This window comes from Streptomyces sp. NBC_01717, assembly GCF_036248255.1.
Lineage (GTDB): Bacteria > Actinomycetota > Actinomycetes > Streptomycetales > Streptomycetaceae > Streptomyces.
Window position 1 is genome coordinate 2,515,859 of sequence record NZ_CP109178.1, and the last position, 19,597, is coordinate 2,535,455.

The following is a 19,597-nucleotide window of genomic DNA, read 5'->3' on the forward strand; positions in this document are numbered from 1 at the left end:
TGGCGGGCCGGGTGCGGGCGGCCGGGCGGTGGGGGCTCACGGGGTGCTCGGCCAGGTGCGCCGGCCGCCCGTGGTCAGCGAGGGATCCACCCTCCGCAGGACGGTGGCGACCACCTCACGGCGTCGCGGGGTGAGATAGAAGTGGTCACCGGGGAAGACGCGTACCTCGGTACGGGCGGTGGTGAGGTCCGCCCAGCCGCCGGCCCGGTCACGGCAGCGTTCCTCGCCGAGTTCCGGGTCCGCGCTGCCGGTCAGCACATGGATCGGGCAGGCCAGCGGCGGCCGGTGCGCCGGCCGGTGGGTCTCGATGATCCGGTAGTCGTGGCGCACGGCCGTCAGGATCAGGGAGCGCAGCCCGGGATCGTCGAGGACCTCACGGCTGGTGCCGCCCAGCCGGCCCAGTTCCGCGCACAGTACGTCGTCGTCCTGGCGGTGCAGTTGCCCGGTCACCGCCGTGCCGGGGGCGGCCCGGCCCGACGCGAAGAGCCGGCGCGGGCCAGGGGCACCACGGCGGTCCAGCTCATGGGCCAGTTCCCAGGCCACGGCGGAGCCCATGCTGTGCCCGAAGAGGGCGTACGGCCGGTCGAGCAGCGGCAGGACGGCATCCGCCACCGCGGACACCAGCTCGCCCATGCCCGCGCACTCCGGGTCGTCGAAACGGTCCTCGCGACCTGGGTACTGGATGCCGATAAGTTCGACCTCGGGGGGCATCAGCGCCGCCCAGGGCCGGTAGAAGCCCGCGCTGCCGCCGGCGTGCGGCAGGCAGATCAGCGTGAGCCTGGACGCGGACCCCGCGCCCCACGGCCTGATCCACGGGCTGTCGGCGCGCGCGGCGCGGGCGGAGGCGTTCGGCGAAAAGGATGCGGTCACCAGGTCACCATCAGTTCTTCGAGGCCGAAGGTGGCCGAGTCGTGCTTGAACGCGACCTGGTCCCGGTCCCCCGCGAGGCGCAGCGTGGGTACGCGACGGATGAGCGTCTCCAGGGCGACCTCCACCTCCAGCCGCGCCAGGTGCTGCCCGATGCACTGGTGCACGCCGTAGCCGAACGCGACGTGGTGGTTGTCCGTGCGGTGGAAGTCGACCCGCTCCGGGTCGTCGAACTGCTCGGGGTCGTGGTTGGCCCCGGCGAGGAGGGCGATGACACCGTCGTCGGCGGGGACGGTCCGGCCGGACAGCTCGATTTCCTCGGCCGCGACGCGCAGCGGAATGGAGTCGGCGACGGACAGGACACGCAGGAGTTCGTCGACGGCGGCGGGCATCAGGGAGGCGTCGCGGCGCAGTTCCTCCATCAGCTCCGGCTGGTCCAGGAGGAGCAGGGTGCTCAGGGCGATCATGCTGGTGGTGGTCTCGCGGCCGGCGTTGATCGTGATGCCGAGGGTGGACAGCAGCTGGTCCATCGTCACGTTGTCGGTGATCAGGTGCTCGGTGACGAGCTTGGAGATCAGGTCGTCGCGGGGTTCCTCCCGCCGCTCGGCGATCAGCTCGGCGAGCAGGCCGAAGAGGCCGCCGAGGGCCTCGGACACCTGTTCGGCTGTGCTGTTCCGGGAGCCGGAGATCCGGGTGACGTCCCGGAAGAACTCCAGATTCTTCCGGGGGATGCCGAGCAGTTCGCAGATCACCGAGGTGGAGACTGCGTTGGCGTACGCGGAGACGAAGTCCGCCGGGCCGCCGACGGCCAGCATGCCGTCCAGGATCTCGTCCACGCGTGCCTGCACGGCGGGCTGCATCGCGCGGACCCGGCGCACTGTGAACACCGGCAGGAGCATCCGCCGGTACCGGGTGTGCTCGGGGGCGTCGGTGCGGATGAAGGGCCGGAACCTGGCCCCAGCCTCCTGCTCCCCCTCGCCGAGGGCCGGGAAGTTGGGGCGGCGGATGTCGGCGCTGACGCGCGGGTCGGAGAGCAGTTCGCGTACGTCGTCGTAGCGGGTCACCACCCAGGCTTCCCGCTTGGTCGGCAGGGTGACGCGGGCGACCGGGTCGTCGACGCGCATCGCGGCGTACTCCGCGGGTGCGGCGAAGGGGCAGCCGCGCTGGATCGGGAAGTCGCGGGGCGGGGCGGCGGGGTCCGACGCGGCACCGGTGGTGGGCTCGTCGGGGGTGTCGGACGCCGTCAGGGATGCGGGGGTTGTCATGGGTGGTCCTCAGCCGTCGGTGGAGGAAGAGACGAGGGGGGTGGCGGTGCGCGGGGTGTCCGGGTTGTCGGGTGCGGTCCGCGCGTTCGGTTGGTCAGGCCCCTCCGGTGCGGTCCGCGTATTCGGCAGGAACGGTTCATTCGACGCGTCCGGTGCCCGGGTGAGTACGGCCAGCGGGGGTGCTCCGGGGCGGGTTAGCAGGGCGCGTGCGGTCATGCCGGATTCGGCCACCACGTCCTTCAGGCCGAAGGGCGCCCAGCGGTAGGAGTCGAGCACCTCGCGCTCCGCCTCCGTGGCGCCGTCCCGGAAGACGCGCCAGGTGGAGTGCAGGTGCATCACGCCGTCCTCCGTCTCGTCCGGTGCTCCGCCGAACGACCACTCGTAGCGGTGCCGCCCGGCGGTGGCGGTGGCGAGCCTGGTCTCGGGGAGGGTCAACGGCTCCTCGAACTGCATGAGTTCGACGACCACGAGCCCGCCGGGGGCCAGCCGCCGGGACAGCCGCCGCCACAGCCGGGCACGACCGTCGGCGTCGAGATGGCCGAGAACTCCGCAGAGCAGGACGACGCTGACCTGGTCCGGAAGGTCCAGATCGGGAGCGGCGTCCGCGGTGACGGTGACCCGGGAGCGCAGGTCCGGGTCGCTGAAGACCCGGCTGGTGAGCACGGCGCGCATGCCGACCGCCGGCTCGCAGGCGAGGATCTCGGCGTCCGGCCGGGCCCGGGCGACGGCCTCGGTCACCAGGCCGGTGCCGGCGCCGATGTCGACGACCGGTCCGGTGCTCAGGTCGGCGTCGGCGAGGAGCGCGACGATCGCGGGCGCGCTCGCGGTAGCGGTGTGCTCGGCGGCGACGAGGTCGAAGAACTCCGCCGACGGGGTGTAGGACGAGGTGTCCAGGGGGCCGGACGGGGCTGGTTCGCGCGCGGTGTCCACAAGGCCCGGCATGGCTGAGGCCGTGCCCGTACGGCACCGGACCGGTCCGGGACGGCCGCCTGGGCGCGCGTCCGAACCGGGGTGTCCGGTGCCGGGACGCGCACCGGCCGGGGTCCGGTCGGCACGGGCGCGGTTCGTGCCGGTGCGGGTCTGCTCCGGAACAGGGAAGACATCGCTGACCGCCAGCGGCCGCGGGGTGACCGGTCGGACGATCTCGGGCGGTCCGAGCCGTGCCGCGAGGTCGGCCCAGATGCGGCACACGGCCAGCTCGTACTGTCCCGAGCGCAGGGCGTCACCCCCCTGTTCGACGGCCTCGCGGAGCCCGTCGAGTGCACTGCCGATCGCCTCTGGCCACAGGTCGGAGAAGACCGTACGGAAGGTTCCCGTGTTTCCGACGACGGCCGTGGTGCCGAGCCCCAGGCCGCCGGTGCCCGGTCCGTCCAGGACGAAGCGCCGGTCGGCGTCGCGTCCGATGTGCAGACGGGAACTCCACAGGACCGGCCCGTGGGTGTCGGCCAGGGTGAGGACTCCGCCTTCCGTGCCGAGGGAGATCCGGTGCCAGTGGAGGGCGTGGTTGTCCCGGTCGGACGGGTCGAGCTGGTGGTGCACCCGCAGGGTGAGCGGTACGCCGGCGAACACGCCGTGCAGGGAGCGGAACGGCTGCGGCCCGATCTCGGCGGGCAGCGGTGCCGGGTCCGCGAACCGCCAGGGCCGCAGGGTGCCCATCGCCTGCCCGAGGATGTCCACCAGGGGGTGCATCAGGTGAACCGGGGTGGCAGCGTCCACGAAGAGCGGTCGCTGTTGTGCGACGAGCCCGCGGGCCGCCTCGATGAAGCCGCGGACCGGAGCGACGTGCGGGTAGTGGGTGTTGAGGCGGTACTGCACACCCCGGCGGCGTGCGTGTTTGAGGTTGTCCGTCAACTCGGCGAGATGGACGGGGTGTTCCTGGAGGACATGGATGCCCCGGTCCATGAGCGCCTTGGCCAGCTCGGTGCCCTGGCCGCCCGATATGGAGGAACTCACCGCCACACAGGCGGCGTCGATGTCGGCCGGGAGGTCGTCGGGGTCCGTGTAGTAAGGGACGCCAAGACTCCGGGCGTACGCCCGGGACGCGGCCGAACCCCGGCTGAGGATGCCGGCCAGGGCGTATTCGGGGCGCCGGCGTGCCGCCTCGGCGTAGAAACGGCCGAAGTTGGTGCCGCAGACCAGCACCCGGAAAGGCGTCGGAGTGCTCACAGCGCACCCTCTTCCACCGGCTCGGCGCCGGCCGCCGCTCCGGTGAGCCGGAGGTCCGCGACCCCCTGGGACCGCACGTGCCGCACCACTGTGTCGGGGTCCAGCACGTCGCAGGCGAAGTGCACGCCGACCGGGACCTCGGCCCGGAGCACGGCGTCCACCGCCAGCGCGCCCACGGTCGCGGTGAGCCGGTAGCTGCTGGCCGCGCGCAGCGTCAGTCCCGTCGTCGCCGGCTGTCCGGAAGCGGTGCCCGACAGCGCGAAGTCCATGACGTAGTACGGCTTGCGTCCGGCTAGGTCGAGGTCGGCGGCGAGGATCAGGCGGTCCGCAAGCTCTGCCGGATCGTCTCCGGCGGCGAGGCTTCCCGGCAGGAGATTGAGCAGCGCGCGTACGGCGGGACCGGGGTGGACGTTGTACCAGTCGAGCCGGTCGAGGCCCAGGACGCCGGCGAGGCGTTCGCTCTCACCGCTGAGATAGGGCTGCACGGCCACCCGGCCGGGGAAACCGTCGCGTTCGGTGTCCTCGGCGGTGCGCAGGGCGCGCGGGACGCGCCGGCCGCCGCGGACGGCCGCGAGAGCCTCGCCGTAGGCCGCGCCGTCCGCCCCACCGGAGGTGAGGGAGAGCATGAGGTCGCGTGCCACCGTCGGCGAACAGGTCTCCAGGCCGCCGCAGTGTGCGGTCAGCGCGGAGACACTGTCCAGGCCCTGCCCGGCCAGCCAGCGGGGCAGGAGGCTGGACAGGCCGGGCAGGGCGCCCGCCGACAGGACGACCGTGCGGCCGTCGCGGGCCGGATCGCCGTCCTTGAGGAGGTCCTCGGCGGCCGGGTCATCCCCGGCCACGTCGACGCAGTGCGCTCCGGCGGCGAGTGCCGCCGAGGCCACCGTGGCGCGGAGCAGGTAGGTGGGGCCTACGCAGTTGAGGACGATGTCGCAGCCCTCGGTGAAGGCGCGCAGGCCGTTCGGTGCGGTGGCATCCGCCCAGACGCTCTCGTCATGGCCGGTGGGGTCCTCATCGGCGACCGCGCACAGGGCCGCCGCGGTCCGGCCTCCCAGGCGGAGTCCGGTGTGGCCGAGCGCGCGCAGTTCGCGTACGGCGGCCCGGCCGACCGCCCCGGAGGCCCCCAGGACCCCGATCAGAGGCTTGTTCCCAGCCGTCGTGTTCCCGGTCATCGGGTGATCGCCCCCTGGGTCAGTTCACCGAGCGTCTTGAGGATGCCGGGCGCGTGCTCGACGGACAGGCAGCTGTAGTGGTCGCCGCCGATGTCGACGATGTCCAAGTCGCCCAGAGTGAGTTCCTCCCAGTACGTGGTGACGGCGTCCTTGCTGCCCGGGAAGGGGTAGGCGCCGTCGTGCCGCAGGAAGGTGATGTCGCCCGCGTACGGCTCGGCGTCGTAGCGGGTGATGGCGAAGACGCTCTGGCGGAAGGCGAGGAAGAGCCGCGTCATGTGGTCGGGCTCGTAGCTGCCGGCCGAGGCGGGCACCGCCTCGCACATCCGGGCGATACGGGTGGCGCGGGGTACGTCGGTGAGTCGCCGGAAGCGGCTCGCGACGTCCTCGTACTCCTCGGGCAGGGCGGCGAGTCCGCCGTCCGGCAGGACGCCGGGGCTGGCGGCCAGGACGGCGTCGGCCGCCACGGCCACCCGGTACTGGTCGTCCGGGAAACCGAGTTCGGCCGGGTCGATGCCCATCATGACGGCGAAGGAGTACTCGGCGAGCAGTTCGTCGTCCAGCCGGAAGCGGGGGCTGTGGCTGCTGATGACGGTGAGGCTCTCCACCTCGGCCCCGGACTCGGCCAGGTTGCGGGCCACCTCGGTGGCGATCAGGCCGCCCAGGCAGTAGCCGACGACGTGGAAGCGGCTCCGCCCGTTCGCCGTCAGGGCCCGCGCGTAGTCGGCAGCCAACTGCTCGATGAGCCCTTCCGGCGGGGCGGCGAGGAACCCGTTCAGGTCCGGGACCTCCACACCGACGACCTCGGCGAGGCCGGGCGAGCGGCGCCTGATCTCGGTGATCAGCGCCCGGTACGGCATGATCGTCGCGGTTCCCGCGTGCACCAGCACGGTCGTCGGCTCGTCGTCCGAACGGGCGCCGTGCAGGTGGATCACCGGGTCCGTGCGCACGGGAGCTGACGCGGGCGCGTCCTCCGGGCCGGTCAGGCCGCGCAGGAACCCGGCGAGACCGGCGACCGTGGGGCGGCGCAGCATGTGGCGCAGGACGACCTCCCACTCCAGGTCCGCCGCCTGCGGTACGCGCTCACGCAGCCGGCCCACCATCCGGGCCACCAGGAGCGAGTCGCCGCCGAGGTCGAAGAAGTCGTCGTTGCGGGTGACGCGTTCGACCGCGAGGAGTTCCGCCCACAGGTCGGCCAGGCTGTTCTCCAGCTCGTCCTTCGGCCGCTCGTCCACGACGACCGGTGTGCTCTCCCGGGTCAGCCAGGTCTGCAGGCGCGCTCGGTCGGTCTTGCCGTTGGCCGTGCGGGGCAGGGTGTCGACGACCTGCCACACCGAGGGGAGCATGTACTCCGGGAGCCGGGTGGCCGCCGTGCGGGCCAGCTCCCCCACCGGCACGTGGTGCCGGTCGGTCTTCATCGTGGCGATGAACACCTCCTGCCCGGTGAGCGCCAGGGCGTCCTGGGCGTCGGGCAGCGAGGTGGCCTCGGACGCGGCGTGTCCGTCGAGGAGTTCACGCCACTGCGTGTGGGTGAGGAAGGACTGGCCGGTGTGCTCGCGCACGTCGGTCCACGCCCGGCCGGCGACCTCCAGGAACTCCATGGAGACCAGCAGCGGGAGGTTCTCGTCGCGGGTGTTCTCCACGAACACGAGCTGTCCGCCCGGCACGAGCAGCTCCCGCAGCCGTCCCACGGCCGCGTCGGCGTCGGCGGCGGCGTGCAGCGTGTTGGCGCAGACCACGACGTCGAAGGTGTTGGGCAGCAGGTGCTGGGCGCGCGGGTCCTCGTCGACGTCGAAGCGCTGGTAACGGACCCAGGCGTGGTCGGCGAAGCGCTCGCGGGCCTCGTTGAGGAAGAAGGCCGAGGCGTCTGTGAACAGGTAGTCGACGCCGTACTCGGCGAGGACGGGTACCAGTTCGCCGGTGGTGCCGCCGACGCCGCCGCCGACCTCCAGCACGCGCAGCCGCTCCTCGCCGGTGTGGCTCGCGGCGATCTCGCGCAACGCGGCGACCACCGCGCGGTTGAGGTGCCGGATGGCGAGGTTGTCCCGGTAGGCGGCGTCCGCGGCCTCCGTCGCCGCGCCTGGGAAGAGCAGGTCTCGGATACCCACCTCCCCGGCGACCAGCTCGGGCAACCGCTCGGCGCAGGTGCGCATGACGGTCAGCAGCTCGGTGCTCCACCCGACCTCGTGCTCCAGCTCGGCGGCCAGCCGCCAGCGACGCTCCGCCTCGGGCGCGGAGACGGGGACGAGGCCGACGTAGGTGTCGTCGGCATCCCTGTGGCTGAGCCGGTCCCGGGCGGCCAGGGCGCGCAGCCAGCGCCGCACAATGTGCCGGTGGCGGGGCGTGGCGCGCAGCGCGGTGCCCACCTCCTCCGCCGTGCGCGCGGCACCGTCCCGGAACGCTCCGCAGCCCGCCAGGACGCGGGTCATCTCGGCGAGCGCCACCTCGTCGAGGGCTGCCAGGAAGTCCCCCAGCCGTGCGGCGTCGACGGCCGCCGAGGCTTCGCGTACGGCGTCGGCGGCCGCCGCGCGCGCCTGCTCCCGGCTCGACGCGGCAGGCCCGCCGCCGTCCTGGCGTGCCGTCTCGCCGTCCTTGCGTGCCGTCTCCACGAACGCGGCCAGGCGTCGCCCGCCCGCCGCCGAGTCGTCGACGATGACCGCGCCCGCCGCCACCGCCGGGTGGGCCTGTACGGCGGCCTCCACCTCGGCGAGTTCGACCCGGTAGCCGCGGATCTTGATCTGGGCGTCCTCCCGGCCCAGGAACTCGATGGTCCCGTCGGGGAGGTATCGCCCGAGGTCGCCCGTACGGTAGAGCCGTTCTCCGGTGACGGGGTCGGTGAGGAACCGCTGTGCCGTGCGGTCCTCGTCGCCGAAGTAGCCCAGGGCGACGCCGGCGCCGCCGATATACAGCTCGCCCGGCACCCATTCGGGCCGTGGCCGCCGGTGCCGGTCGAGCACGGCGAACGTCTGGTTGGTCAGGGGCTTGCCGTACGGGATGCTCGGGCGGGCGGTGTCCACCTCGCCGATCGGGTGGGCGATGGACCAGATGGAGCCCTCGGTGGCTCCGCCTAGGGAGATGATCTCCAGCCCCGGCAGAAGTTCACGGGCCTGGTCCGGCAGGGCGACGGGGATCCAGTCGCCGGATATCAGCGCGAGCCGCAGCGAACCGTGCTTGGTGGGAGGCTCGGAGCGGAGCCAGTCGCACAGCATGTGGAGCTGGCCGGGCACGGAGTTCCACACCGTGACGCCGAAGTCGCGGACAAGTTCGGCCCAGTGGGAGGGGTCGCCGCGCCGGTCGGCCTGGGGCAGGACGAGGGTGCCGCCCACGGCGAGCGGCCCGAACAGGTCGTAGACGGACAGGTCGAAACCGAGTCCCGCGATGCCGAGGACACGGTCGCGCTCGGTGACGGCGAAACGGCGGTTGATGTCCTCGACGGTGTTGAGGGCAGCCCGGTGGCTGATCATCACGCCCTTGGGCGTGCCGGTGGAGCCCGAGGTGTAGATGACGTAGGCGAGGTCGTCCGGATCCCGGCGGACGGCGACGGTCGTACGGTCCGCGGCGGCTGCCTCGACGAGGTCCACGGCGACGGTCGACACGCTCGCCGGGAGGTCATCGAGGTCGGCGAGCCAGGACTGGGTGAGGACCGTGCGGACGCCGGCATCAGCGAGGATCGTGTCCCGGCGGGCGGGCGGCTGGGCCGTTTCGACAGGCAGATAGGCACCGCCCACCATGAGGGTGCCGAAGACGGCGACGACCTGCTCCCAGCCCTTGTCCATCCAGATGGCCACCGGCTCCCCGGGGCGCAGTCCGGAGGCTGTCAGCGCCTCGGCGAGGCCGCTCGCACGGGCGACGAGCTGCCGGTAGGAGAGGGTCAGTTCGGGTGTGCGGACCGCGATCGCGTCCGGTGTGGCCTGTGCCTGGGCGAGTACGGGTTCGTGGAGCAGGGCGTCCGGCAGGGGCCCCTCGGTCGCGTTGACCGCGTGACGGCGCGCCGCCTGCGCTTCCGGCAGGGCGATGCGGGCGGGCGCGTCCCAGGCGGCCTCACCGGCCTCGCCCTCGGCCGACAGCGACCGCACGAGTGCCGTGTACGCCTCGAACATGGCGTCGGCCACGCCGTGGCTGAGCGCGCCCTCCCGGATGTCCCAGGAGAGGCTCAGCGTGTCGCCGCGGTGCATGACCTGGCAGTCGAGCCACACCTGTGGCGTCCGGGTCACGGCGTACGTCACCTCGGGGGGTACGCCCTCGGAGGTGGTGCCGGTGCCCAGGGCGCTGGTGAAGACGACCGGCATCAGCACCGGGGCGCCGGCTCTGCGGGAGAGCTCGGCGAGCACCTCCGAGCCGGTGAACTGCGGATGGGCCAGGTCTTCGAGGAGCTGCTGCCCTACGGCCCTGGTCCGCTCGGCGAAGGTGGCCGGGGCTTCGAGGTCGACGGCGAGCAGTTCGAGCGAGGTGAAGTCACCGACGAGGCGGTCGATGTCCTCGTGCAGGGCGGGCCGGTCGACCGTGGGCACGTTGAGCGTGAACCGGCTGGTCCGCGACCAGGTGCCGACCGTCTCGGCGTACGCGGTGAGCAGGGCCGTCGACACGGTCAGCCCGCGCCGCGCGGCCCGTTCGATGAGGCGGTCCCGGTCGGCCGCGGGCAGCAGGATCTCCCGTCGGCGGAATGTCACCGCATCGCCGGGAACCGGGGTGTCGCTCGCTTCCCCCGGGTCGCGCACGGCGGCCTCCCAGGCTTCGGCGAGGGGCAGTTCGGGGGCGGGCGGCAGGGTGTCGAGCCGTTCGGTCCAGTAGGCGCGGTCGCGGGCGTGGCCGTCGGTGTCGGCAAGGGCGCGGCGGGCCAGGACGTAGTCGCGAAAGGTGATCCGAGGTGGCCCGGAGAGGGCGGCGCCGCTGTAGCTCCGCTGGAACTCGGCGAGCAGGATGCGCAGGCTGGCGTGGTCGACGACGAGCATGTCGAAGGCGAGGTGGAGTACGGCCCGCTCGGCGGTCTGGGTCACGTGCACGTCGAAGAGGGGCCACTGGTCGGTGGGTGCCTCGCGTGCGCACAGGCGTGCTCGGGTGCGCTCGACCTCCGCCTCGGCGGTGGTGGCCGGTAGCGCGGTCAGGTCGTCGGCTCCGACGTCGAGGGCGGGGACGTCGGGCAGGATCTGCTGGTAGCCGTCGTGCTGGATGACGGCGCGGAGCATGTCGTGTCGCTGGACCAGCTCTCGCCAGACGACGGTGACGTGGTCCACGTCCAGGTCGGGGTATTCCAGTTCGACATAGGCGTGGCAGCCGACGCCCCCGTAGGCGTAGGCGTCGGTGCGGCCGATGAGGTAGGCGGCCTGGATGTCCGTCAGCGGGAAGGGTTCGTGCCGGTTCTCCGGGTCACCGTGCAGCGCCGGCTTCTCGGTCTCCAGGTGGCGGAGGATGGCTTCCTTGTGGGTGCGCAGTTCGGCTCGGTGGGTGTCGGTGAGCCGGCCCTGGGGCGCCCGGAAACGTAGTTGTCCGTCCTGGGCCCACAGCACCACGCCCTCGTCGGCGTAGCGGGCCAGCAGTTCAGCGATGTTCACAGCTCTCCGGTCTCGTAGGCGGTCTCGTGGGCCGCGAGCGTTCGGGTGACATCCGCGGCGAGCGCGGCGATGGTCGGTGCGGCAAAGAAGCGGCGGACGGGCACGGTGGCCCCCAGGCGGCGCTCGATCGCGGTGAGCAGGCGCAGCGCGGTGAGGCTGTCGCCACCGACGGTGAAGAAGTTGGCGTTGCGGTCCGGCACCCAGTGCGGCAAGTACTCGTGCCAGAGCGCGGCGAGGGCCGTCTCGGTCTCGTCCTGTGGCGGCTCGGCACCCGCCGACACCGTCTCCGGCCCCGCCAGGCCGGCCAGGGCTCCCCGGTCGACCTTGCCGTTCGCGGTGAGGGGCAGGGCGGGCAGGAGGAGGATGCGGGACGGGAGGGCGTAGACCGGCACCCGCTCCGCCAGCAGGCCGAAGAGGCCCTCGGTGAGTTCGGGGTTCTCGACGGGGGTGACGGACGCGGTGGGAACCGGCTCGTCAACAGATACGCCGCCTGCGGTGGGGTCCTGCGGTACGGCGAAGGCGACCAGGCGCTTCGCGGTGCGCTCCCCCACGGCCAGGACGGCGGCCCGTGCGACGGTCGGGTGTGCTTCCAGCGCGGTCTCGATCTCGCCCGCCTCGATGCGGTGGCCGGCGATCTTCAGCTGGTTGTCGAGCCTGCCGAGGAACTCCAGCAGTCCGTCGCCCCGGAACCGGCCGAGGTCACCCGTCCGGTACCAGCGTCGCCCGCCTTGTTCGACGAACTTCTCGGCGGTGCGGACCGGGTCGGCCAGGTAGCCGCATGCCAGTCCCTCGCCGCCGATCCACAGTTCGCCGGGCGTCCAGTCGGGACAGTCCCGGCCGTCCCGGTCGACCACGCGGTAGTGCTGCCCGGTCAGGGGACGTCCGTAGGGGATGGACATCCACCGGGGGTCCAGTTCGGTGACGGTGAGGGTGTTGGACCAGATGGCGGCTTCCGTGGCTCCGCCCATGGCGACGAAGGCGCAGGGCCGCGCGGTTCGGGCCCGTAGCCGGGCGGGCAGGTCGAGGCCGATCCAGTCGCCGGAGACCAGTGCGGTCCGCAGCTTTCCTATCCGGCCGCCTTCCCGTCCGCCCTGTTCGTCGGCGTCGAGCAGCAGGTCGGCCAGGGCCGGGACGGTGTTCCAGACGGTCACGCCGTACTGCTCCAGCAAGCTCGGCCAGCGAGCCGGTTCACGACGCTGGTCCTCGGTCGGTAGCAGGAGGGAGCCGCCCGCGGCGAGCAGGCCGAAGACGTCGTACACGGACAGGTCGAAGTCCAGTGCCGACAGGGCGAAGACGCGGTCCTCACCGGATATGCCGTGCCGGGCGTTGATGTCAGCGATCGTGTTCCAGGCGGCGGCGTGGGTGATCTCGACTCCCTTGGGCTCGCCCGTGGAACCCGACGTGAAGATCACGTAGGCGAGCGCCTGAGGGGACGTCTCACACGGTGCGGGCAGTGGCTCGCGGCCCTGCGTGTCCGCGAAGGACAGGCTGCGAGGGCCGGTTCCCTCCGGAGCGGGCCAACTCCCCAGGACCACCTCGAATCCGGCGGTGGCGTGCACCCGCTCCAGCCGTGCGGCGGGCTGTCCGAGGCTGAGCGGAACGTAGGCGGCGCCGGCCGCGAGGACGCCGAGGACCGCCGCGATCTGTTCCGGGCCCTTGGGCAGGGTGACCGCGACCAGGTCGCCCGGGCGTACGCCCGCGTCCGCGAGCGCGGCGGCGGTGCGCAGCGCCTGTTCGGCGAGGGTTCCGTACGTCACCTCCTCCCCTGCCGTCGTGACGACAGCGGTGCGGTCGGGGGTGGCCGTCGCGTGGGTGAAGAACGCCTCGTGCAGCGGGCGCGGCACCACCGGTTCCAGTGCGGCCTCCCGTGCGGCGGCGGCCCGCCGTTCGTACTGGGAGGCGGGCAGCAGGTCGGGGAGAGGCGCGTCCCAGTCCCCGGCCACGAGATACCGCAGCAGCCGTTCGTAAGCGGCGAACATCGCGTCCAGCACGCCCTCGGCGAACAGCTCCTCGACGGCGTCCCAAGTGACGACCAGGTTCCCGGACTCCTCGGTGACCTGGTTGTCCAGGCAGACCTGCGGCGACTGGGAGATGCCCCACACCTTCGCGGGGAAGCCGGTGCCCGGTCCGGCCAGCGTCGCGTCACCGACGCCGATGGCGCTGGTGAACACCACGGGTGCGGCGGCGTCCACCGTGCCCGTGCGACGGCCAAACTCCCGCAGCAGCCAGTCGATCGGCACGTCGGCGTGGTCGAGGTCCTCCGCCTGACGGCGTTGCAGCGCGACCGCCGCCGCCAGCCAGGACGCGCCTTTGCGCCGGTGACCCGCGAGGGACAGGGAGGTGAAGTCGCCCAGCACCCGGTGGATGTGGGGGTGGACGTCACGCCGGTTGAAGAGAGTGAGCGTGACGGTCAGGGCGTCGGTTCCGCTCCAGGCCGCCAGGACCTCCGCGTACAGGGCCAGCAGGACGGTGGAGGGTGTCAGACCGTGCCGGGCCGCGCCCCGCTTGACCGCCTGCCAGTCCTCTACGGGCAGGCTCAGCCGGCGCCGCGTGAAGACGGGCGCGTCGAGCGTCGCCGGATCCCGGTCGAAGGGCAGGGCGGGAGGCGGCGGCAGCTCGGACAGCCGGGCCTCCCAGTGGGCGCGGGCCCGCGCGGCCGACTCCCGGTCCACCGGGCGACGAGTCAGATAGTCGCGGAACGACACGTCCACGGGCGGTGGTTCGTGGTCCGGGTCGGCGTAGAGCGCGTTCAGTTCGGCGTAGAGCGTGGTGATGGAGAGCGCGTCGAGCACCAGGTAGTCCAGGCCGACGCCGATACGGGTCCGTACCGCGCCGCCGTTCCCCCCGGCGCCTTCGTCCTCGCGGTAGCGCACCGCCTCGACCGCGAAGAGCGGCCACCGGGCGGGGTCGCGGACCTGCTGGGACAGACGGGCGCGCAGGCTCGCCAGGGCCTCGGCCGCGCCTTCGGCGGAGGCGTCCTGCACCGGTATGCGCACCGGCGGTACGTCGGGCAGGACGCGCTGGTGTCCGTCCTCGACGACCGCGCGGAGCATGCCGTGCCGCCGTACGAGGGTGTTCCAGGCGCGCTCCAGCCGGTCCAGGTCGACGTCCGTGCCGTCGAACTCGGTGTAGTGCCAGGTGCCGACGCCGCCGAGGGTGAAACGGGGGTCGCGGCCGGTGTGGTAGGCGGCCTGGACGTCCGTCAGTGGGAAGGGCTCGTGGGCGCGGTCCGGGTCGGGCACGAGGACGGGAGCGGTGGCCGGTGCCGGCTCGTCGTCGGCGGTCGTCGCCGGGTGCAGCGTCTCGCAGAAGTGCTGGAGCACGGGGCGGGCGAAGAGGTCGGCCACTCGGGCGCCGGGGAAACCGGCGGCGCGCAGCCGGCCGATCATGCGCGTCGCCACAAGCGAGTCGCCGCCCAGCAGGAAGAAGCTGCTCTCGCGTCCCACTTCGGCCACGGCGAGCAGGTCGGCCCACTCGGCCGCCACGGCGGTCTCCACCGGGCCGGCCGGCGCCGACATGCGAGGTCCGTCCTGGCCGGCGGCCTCGGTCAGCGCCTGGCGGACAGCCGCCCGGTCGAGCTTGCCGTTGGCGGTCAGCGGCAGGTCGCGAAGGACGAGGACGCGCTCGGGGACCATGTAGGCGGGAAGTCGTTCCGCCACCCGGAGCCGGACCGCGTCCGGGTCGGGTGCCTCGCCACGGGCGGACACGGCCGCGGCGAGGTGACGCACCGGTGTGTCGAGGACGGTGGCGACCGCGTGGAGGACGGCGGGGTCGTCCTCCAGCGCGGACTCGACCTCGCCCAGTTCGATGCGGTGGCCGCCGATCTTCACCTGGTGGTCGGCGCGCCCGAGGAACTCCAGCACACCGGCGGACCGGTAGCGGGCCAGGTCACCGCTGCGGTACCAGCGTTCACCGTCGTGCTCGACGAAGCGTTCCGCCGTGCGCTCGGGGTCCGCACGGTAGCCGTTCGCCACACCGGGGCCGCCGATCCACAGCTCCCCGGGGACGAGATCGGGGCAGTCCCGCCCGCGTCCGTCCACGACACGGGCCCGCATGTTGCGCAGCGGAACGCCGTAGGGAACGGACTTCCAGGCCGGGTCGGTCTCCTCCACTTCGAACACCGTGGAGTGGACCGCGGCCTCGGTCATGCCGCCGAGTGCCACGAAACGGCAGCCGGGTACCAGGGCCCGCAGCCTGCGGGGCTGGTCGAGCCCGACCCAGTCCCCGCCGAGCAGCACCATGCGCAGGGAGTCTCCGAGGCCCTCGTCCTCTCCGGCGGCCATCAACAGGTCGAGGAGGGCGGGCACGCACTGCACCAGCGTCACCCCGTGCGTGCGCACCAGCCGTGCCCAGTGGTGGGCGTCCCGGCGGTGCTCCTGTCCTACGGCGACCACCTGGCCGCCGAGGGACAGCGGGGTGAAGATGTCCCAGGTGGCGAGGTCGAAGTCCAGCGCGGAGATCGCGAGCGTGCTGTCCGAGGGACCGAGCCCGAGCTGCTCCTCCATCGCCTCGATGGTGTTGACGACGGCCCGGTGCGACACCTCGACGCTCTTGGGCAGTCCGGTCGAGCCGGACGTGAACAGCACGTAGGCGGGCAGGGCGGGGCCCGGCTGGACGACCGGTGCGGGCTCCGCCCCCGACGCGTCCTCCAGGAGCAGCACCGGGGCCGAGGAGACGTCCGCGCAGAGATGGGCGTGGTTCCGGTCGGTGAGTACGGCGGACGCGCCGGCCACGGAGTGGATGCGTTGCCGGCGCACGGCGGGCTGTTCCACGCCGACGGGGGCGTAGGCCGCGCCTGCGGCGAGGATGCCGAGGACCGCGGTGATCTGGTCGGCGCCCTTGGGCAGGGTCACCGCGACGGTGTCGCCCTCGCGGACACCGTGGTCGCGCAGCAGTGCGGCGATCCGCCGTGCCGCGCGGGCGAGTTCGCCGTAGGTGAGCGTGTCACCGGTCGTGCGGACGACCGCGGTGCGGCCCGGCTCGGTCTCCGCGAGCTGGAAGAAGTGGGTGTGCAGGGCACGGTCCGGGACGGGCGCGGGAGGCAGGGCCGCCGCCGCGCGGCGGGGCAGGACGTCGGCTGCGAGCAGGCCGTCCACCGGCCGGGCCCAGGCGGCGGGGTCCGTCACGAGACGGGTGATGAGGCGGCGGTAGGCGTCGAACGCGGCGTCGGGGACGCCGGCCTCGAACACGCCGTCCCGCACGTCCCAGTTGAGGAGGAGTCCGCCGTCGAGTTCGGTGACCTGGGCGTCCAGGTAGACCTGCGGGCCCTGGGAGATGATCCAGGAGGGGCGGCCGAAGGACTTCTGGACGTCCTGCTCGAAGATCTCGCCCAGGCCGATGGCGCTGGTGTACACGACGGGAGCCAGCACCGGGGCCCCCTCGACGCGGGCGAGGTCGCGCAGCACGTCGACACCGCCGTACGCGCCGTGGGAGATGCCCTCCTGCAGGCGTTCCTGGAGGCCGCGGGCCTGCCGGGAGAACGCGAGGGACGCGCTCATGTCCGCGTCGAGCAGGACCGAGCTGCTGAAGTCCCCCACCAGGTGGGCGACCTCGGGGGTGAACATCTCCCGGTCGAACAGCGGGAGGTTGAGAAGGAAGCGCCGGCTGTCGTTCCAGGCGGCGATGACCTCGGCGAAGGCGGTGGCGAGGGCGGCAGCGGGGGTGATGCCGTGCCGACGGGCCGCGCTGATCAGCGCCGCCTTGTCGGCGGGGCCGAGCCAGTGGTGCAGGCGGCGGGAGTGGGTCAGCGCGCTGTCGTCCGCGCTGACCGGGGTGAGCGGGTCGACGGTCGTCGGCAGCCGTGGGGCGCGTGGCAGATCCGGCAGGCGCTCCCGCCACCAGGCGGCGTGCTGCTCGCGTTCCGCCCTTCGCCGGACGTCGTGCTCAGCGAGGTAGCGGCGGTAGTCGAAGTCGATCTCGCGCGGCGGGTCGTCGGGACACTCGTAGAAGCGGCACAGGTCGGACAGGAGGACCCGCAGGCTCAGCGCGTCGCCGGCCATCATGTCCAGGTCGATCTGCAGCCGGGTCCTGCGGTCAGGGAGCAGGCACAGGGCCGCTCGGAAGACGTCACCGGCGGTGATGTCAGGGAGTGCGTGCGTGTTGCGCTCGCGCAGCAGCTCCAGCTCGGACTCGGCCTCGGCGGGGGTGCGTTCACGCAGATCGTGGACGGTGAGCGGCGCACCCGCAGGACCGAAGCGCTGGCGACCCTCCTCGTCGAAGACGGCCCTGAGCATGCCGTGCCGCCGCACGAGTGCCCGCACAGCGGTGTCGAGCCGGGCCGGATCGACCTCGTGGCCGTCGAGTTCGACGTAGAAGTGCGCGGCGACGCCGCCGAGGGGCTGTCCGTCCTGGCGCCCGATCCAGTAGGCGTGCTGCATCGTGGCCAGTGGGAAGGAGTCGGACTCCGCCTCGGTGGCCGCCGCGTCGAGCGGCGCGGGCGGGGCGGGTCGTGCGGGGGCGGGTGCGTCGTCGCACCGCATCCGCCCGAGCAGGGCCGTCCAGGCCCGCAGGGTCGGCTCGCGCGTGAGGTCCTGGAAGGTGACTGTGCTGCCTTCGCGCCGCCAGGTGCCGACCAGGGACATCAACATCAGTGAGTCGAGACCGAGTTCGAAGAGGTCACGGTCGTCGTCCAACTCCTGTGGCGCCATCTCCAGCGCGCGCGCCACCGCTTCACGCACCGCCGCAGGCGCGTGGAGGTCACGACTGCCGAAGTCACCTTCCGCTGTCCGCGCCTGGACGACTGCTTCATCGCTCACTGGTGCTGCCTTCCGGTCGGATGGGGTGGGAGTCGCGTCGAGGGCGGCGGACGTCGCGAACTCCCTCACGCGGGACCGATCCCACGCTAGATAGAAATGATTATCATTTCTATAGTTCACATCGTAATCACACGACGGGACTCGGCGCCAGAGCGCGAGGCCCGGCAATGAGAGGCAGCGAAGCCCCATGACCGAGACTCAACAGACCTGGTCCGAGGCAGAATCGGCGCGCTACCGAGCCGCTGGGCACTGGCAGGGGGTGACCTTCGGAGCCCGTCTGCGCCACTGTGCAGCCCACCATGGAGGGCGCGTCGCCCTGGTCGACGGGCACCGGCGGTGGACCTACGCGGAGCTGGACGCCGAGGTGGACCGTGTCGCCCGCGGACTGCGCGGACTCGGGATCGGGCGGGGTGACCGCGTGGTGGTCCAGCTCCCCAACTGCGCCGAGTTCGTGCTCGTCTGGTTCGGGTTGCAGCGGCTCGGTGCGGTCCCGGTGCACGCCATGCCCGGCCACCGGCGCCGGGAGATCGGTCATCTGGTGCGCGTGGCGGGCGCCGTGGCCTGTGTGGTGCCCGACCGGCACGCCAGGTTCGATCACCGGGAACTGATGCGCGAGGTACGGGCGGAGCTGGGGCCGGGCGGCTCGCTGTGGCACGTCGTCGTGGTCGGCGATCCGGGCCCGGACGACGGCTTCGTCCCGTTCGAGGCGCTGCGGGTGGACCCGCCGTCCGCGTCCGGCCGCGGCTCCGACGACGGCGGAGCGGACCCCGGCGATGTTGCCCTCCTGCTGCTGTCCGGCGGCACCACGGGGCTTCCCAAACTCATCCCGCGGACGCACGACGACTACGCCTACAACGCGCGCGCCTGCGCGCAGGTCTGCGCGCTCGACGCGCGGACCGTGTACCTGGCGGTCCTGCCGATCGGGTTCAACTTCACCTTCGCCTGCCCCGGTGTGCTGGGCACCCTCATGGCCGGGGGGACCGTCGTCGTCGCGGCGGACCCCAGCCCGCAGACGGCGTTCGCCCTCGTCGAGCGGGAGGGCGTGACCCTGACCTCCCTGACCCCGCCGCTCGTTCCCCACTGGATGGCCGAGGCCGCGTCCGGGTCCTGGGACCTCGGGAGCCTCACGGTGGTGCAGGTCGGCGGGGCGCGGCTGCCGGAGGACCACGCCCGCAAGCTCGGACCGGCACTCGGGGTGAGCGTGCAGCAGGTCTTCGGCATGGCGGAGGGCCTGATCAACCTCACGCGCCTCGACGATCCCGAGGACCTCGTCTGCACCACCCAGGGCCGGCCCGTCTCGCCGGACGACGAGGTTCTCGTGGTGGACACCGACGGCAGGCCCGTGCCGGACGGTACGGCGGGTGAACTGCTCACCCGGGGCCCGTACACGCTGCGTGGCTACTATCGCGCCGAGGAGCACAACCGCACGGCGTTCACCCCGGACGGCTACTACCGGTCGGGAGACGTGGTACGGCGTCTGCCCACCGGACACCTCGTGGTGGTGGGGCGGATCAAGGACCAGATCAACCGTGGCGGCGAGAAGATCGCCGCGGTCGAGGTGGAGGAGCAGTTGCTGACGCATCCGGCGATCACGGCGGCGGCGCTGGTCGGTGTGCCGGACGAGCGGTGGGGTGAGCGGTCCGTCGCCTTCGTCGTCTGCGCGGGCGCGGTTCCCGGCGCGCGGGAGGTCGCCGCCCACCTGAGGGAGCGTGGGCTGGCCGGTTACAAGACGCCGGACGAGGTCGTCCAGGTTCCCGGCCTTCCGCTCACCGCCGTCGGAAAGGTCGACAAGGTTGCGCTGACACAGCAGTTGCTCCGGTCGTAAG

Annotated in this window: 7 protein-coding genes; 1 reads left to right on the forward strand and 6 read right to left on the reverse strand. The window is 72.8% G+C overall.

The window, feature by feature from the left end:
* Window positions 1-36 precede the first annotated feature (36 nt).
* Genes OHB49_RS11540 through OHB49_RS11565 form a run of 6 tightly spaced genes read right to left on the reverse strand, consistent with a single transcriptional unit; the run spans window position 37 to window position 17,771 of the window.
* A complete protein-coding gene (locus OHB49_RS11540; RefSeq protein WP_329160023.1) occupies window positions 37-870 on the reverse strand; it encodes a thioesterase II family protein in 834 nt (277 codons plus the stop codon).
* A complete protein-coding gene (locus OHB49_RS11545; RefSeq protein WP_329160024.1) occupies window positions 867-2,132 on the reverse strand; it encodes a cytochrome P450 in 1,266 nt (421 codons plus the stop codon). The genes OHB49_RS11540 and OHB49_RS11545 overlap by 4 nt, the downstream gene beginning before the upstream one ends.
* Window positions 2,133-2,141: 9 nt before the next feature.
* Complete coding sequence (locus OHB49_RS11550) at window positions 2,142-4,298, reverse strand: Gfo/Idh/MocA family oxidoreductase (protein WP_329160026.1); 2,157 nt, start codon at window positions 4,296-4,298, stop codon at window positions 2,142-2,144.
* Window positions 4,295-5,467, reverse strand: a complete 1,173-nt coding sequence (locus OHB49_RS11555) for a saccharopine dehydrogenase NADP-binding domain-containing protein (RefSeq protein ID WP_329160027.1) — start codon at window positions 5,465-5,467, stop codon at window positions 4,295-4,297. Before OHB49_RS11555 ends, OHB49_RS11550 begins: the two co-directional genes overlap by 4 nt.
* The gene (locus OHB49_RS11560) at window positions 5,464-11,016 is read right to left on the reverse strand and encodes a non-ribosomal peptide synthetase (protein WP_329160028.1); all 5,553 of its coding nucleotides are present in this window, start codon (window positions 11,014-11,016) and stop codon (window positions 5,464-5,466) included. Before OHB49_RS11560 ends, OHB49_RS11555 begins: the two co-directional genes overlap by 4 nt.
* Complete coding sequence (locus OHB49_RS11565) at window positions 11,013-17,771, reverse strand: non-ribosomal peptide synthetase (RefSeq protein ID WP_329160029.1); 6,759 nt, start codon at window positions 17,769-17,771, stop codon at window positions 11,013-11,015. Before OHB49_RS11565 ends, OHB49_RS11560 begins: the two co-directional genes overlap by 4 nt.
* A gap of 187 nt (window positions 17,772-17,958) precedes the next feature.
* On the opposite strand from OHB49_RS11565, the gene OHB49_RS11570 reads away from it, so the two are divergent.
* On the forward strand, window positions 17,959-19,596 hold the full coding sequence (locus tag OHB49_RS11570; protein WP_329160031.1) for a (2,3-dihydroxybenzoyl)adenylate synthase: 1,638 nt from the start codon (window positions 17,959-17,961) through the stop codon (window positions 19,594-19,596).
* Window position 19,597 lies beyond the last annotated feature (1 nt).

What these genes read in the sequence shown, in the direction of transcription:
- OHB49_RS11545 (WP_329160024.1), bottom strand. Translation starts at nt 2,132, where the DNA reads ATGACAACCCCCGCATCCCTGACGGCGTCCGACACCCCCGACGAGCCC.
- OHB49_RS11555 (WP_329160027.1), bottom strand. Translation starts at nt 5,467, where the DNA reads ATGACCGGGAACACGACGGCTGGGAACAAGCCTCTGATCGGGGTCCTG.
- OHB49_RS11570 (WP_329160031.1), top strand. Translation starts at nt 17,959, where the DNA reads ATGACCGAGACTCAACAGACCTGGTCCGAGGCAGAATCGGCGCGCTAC.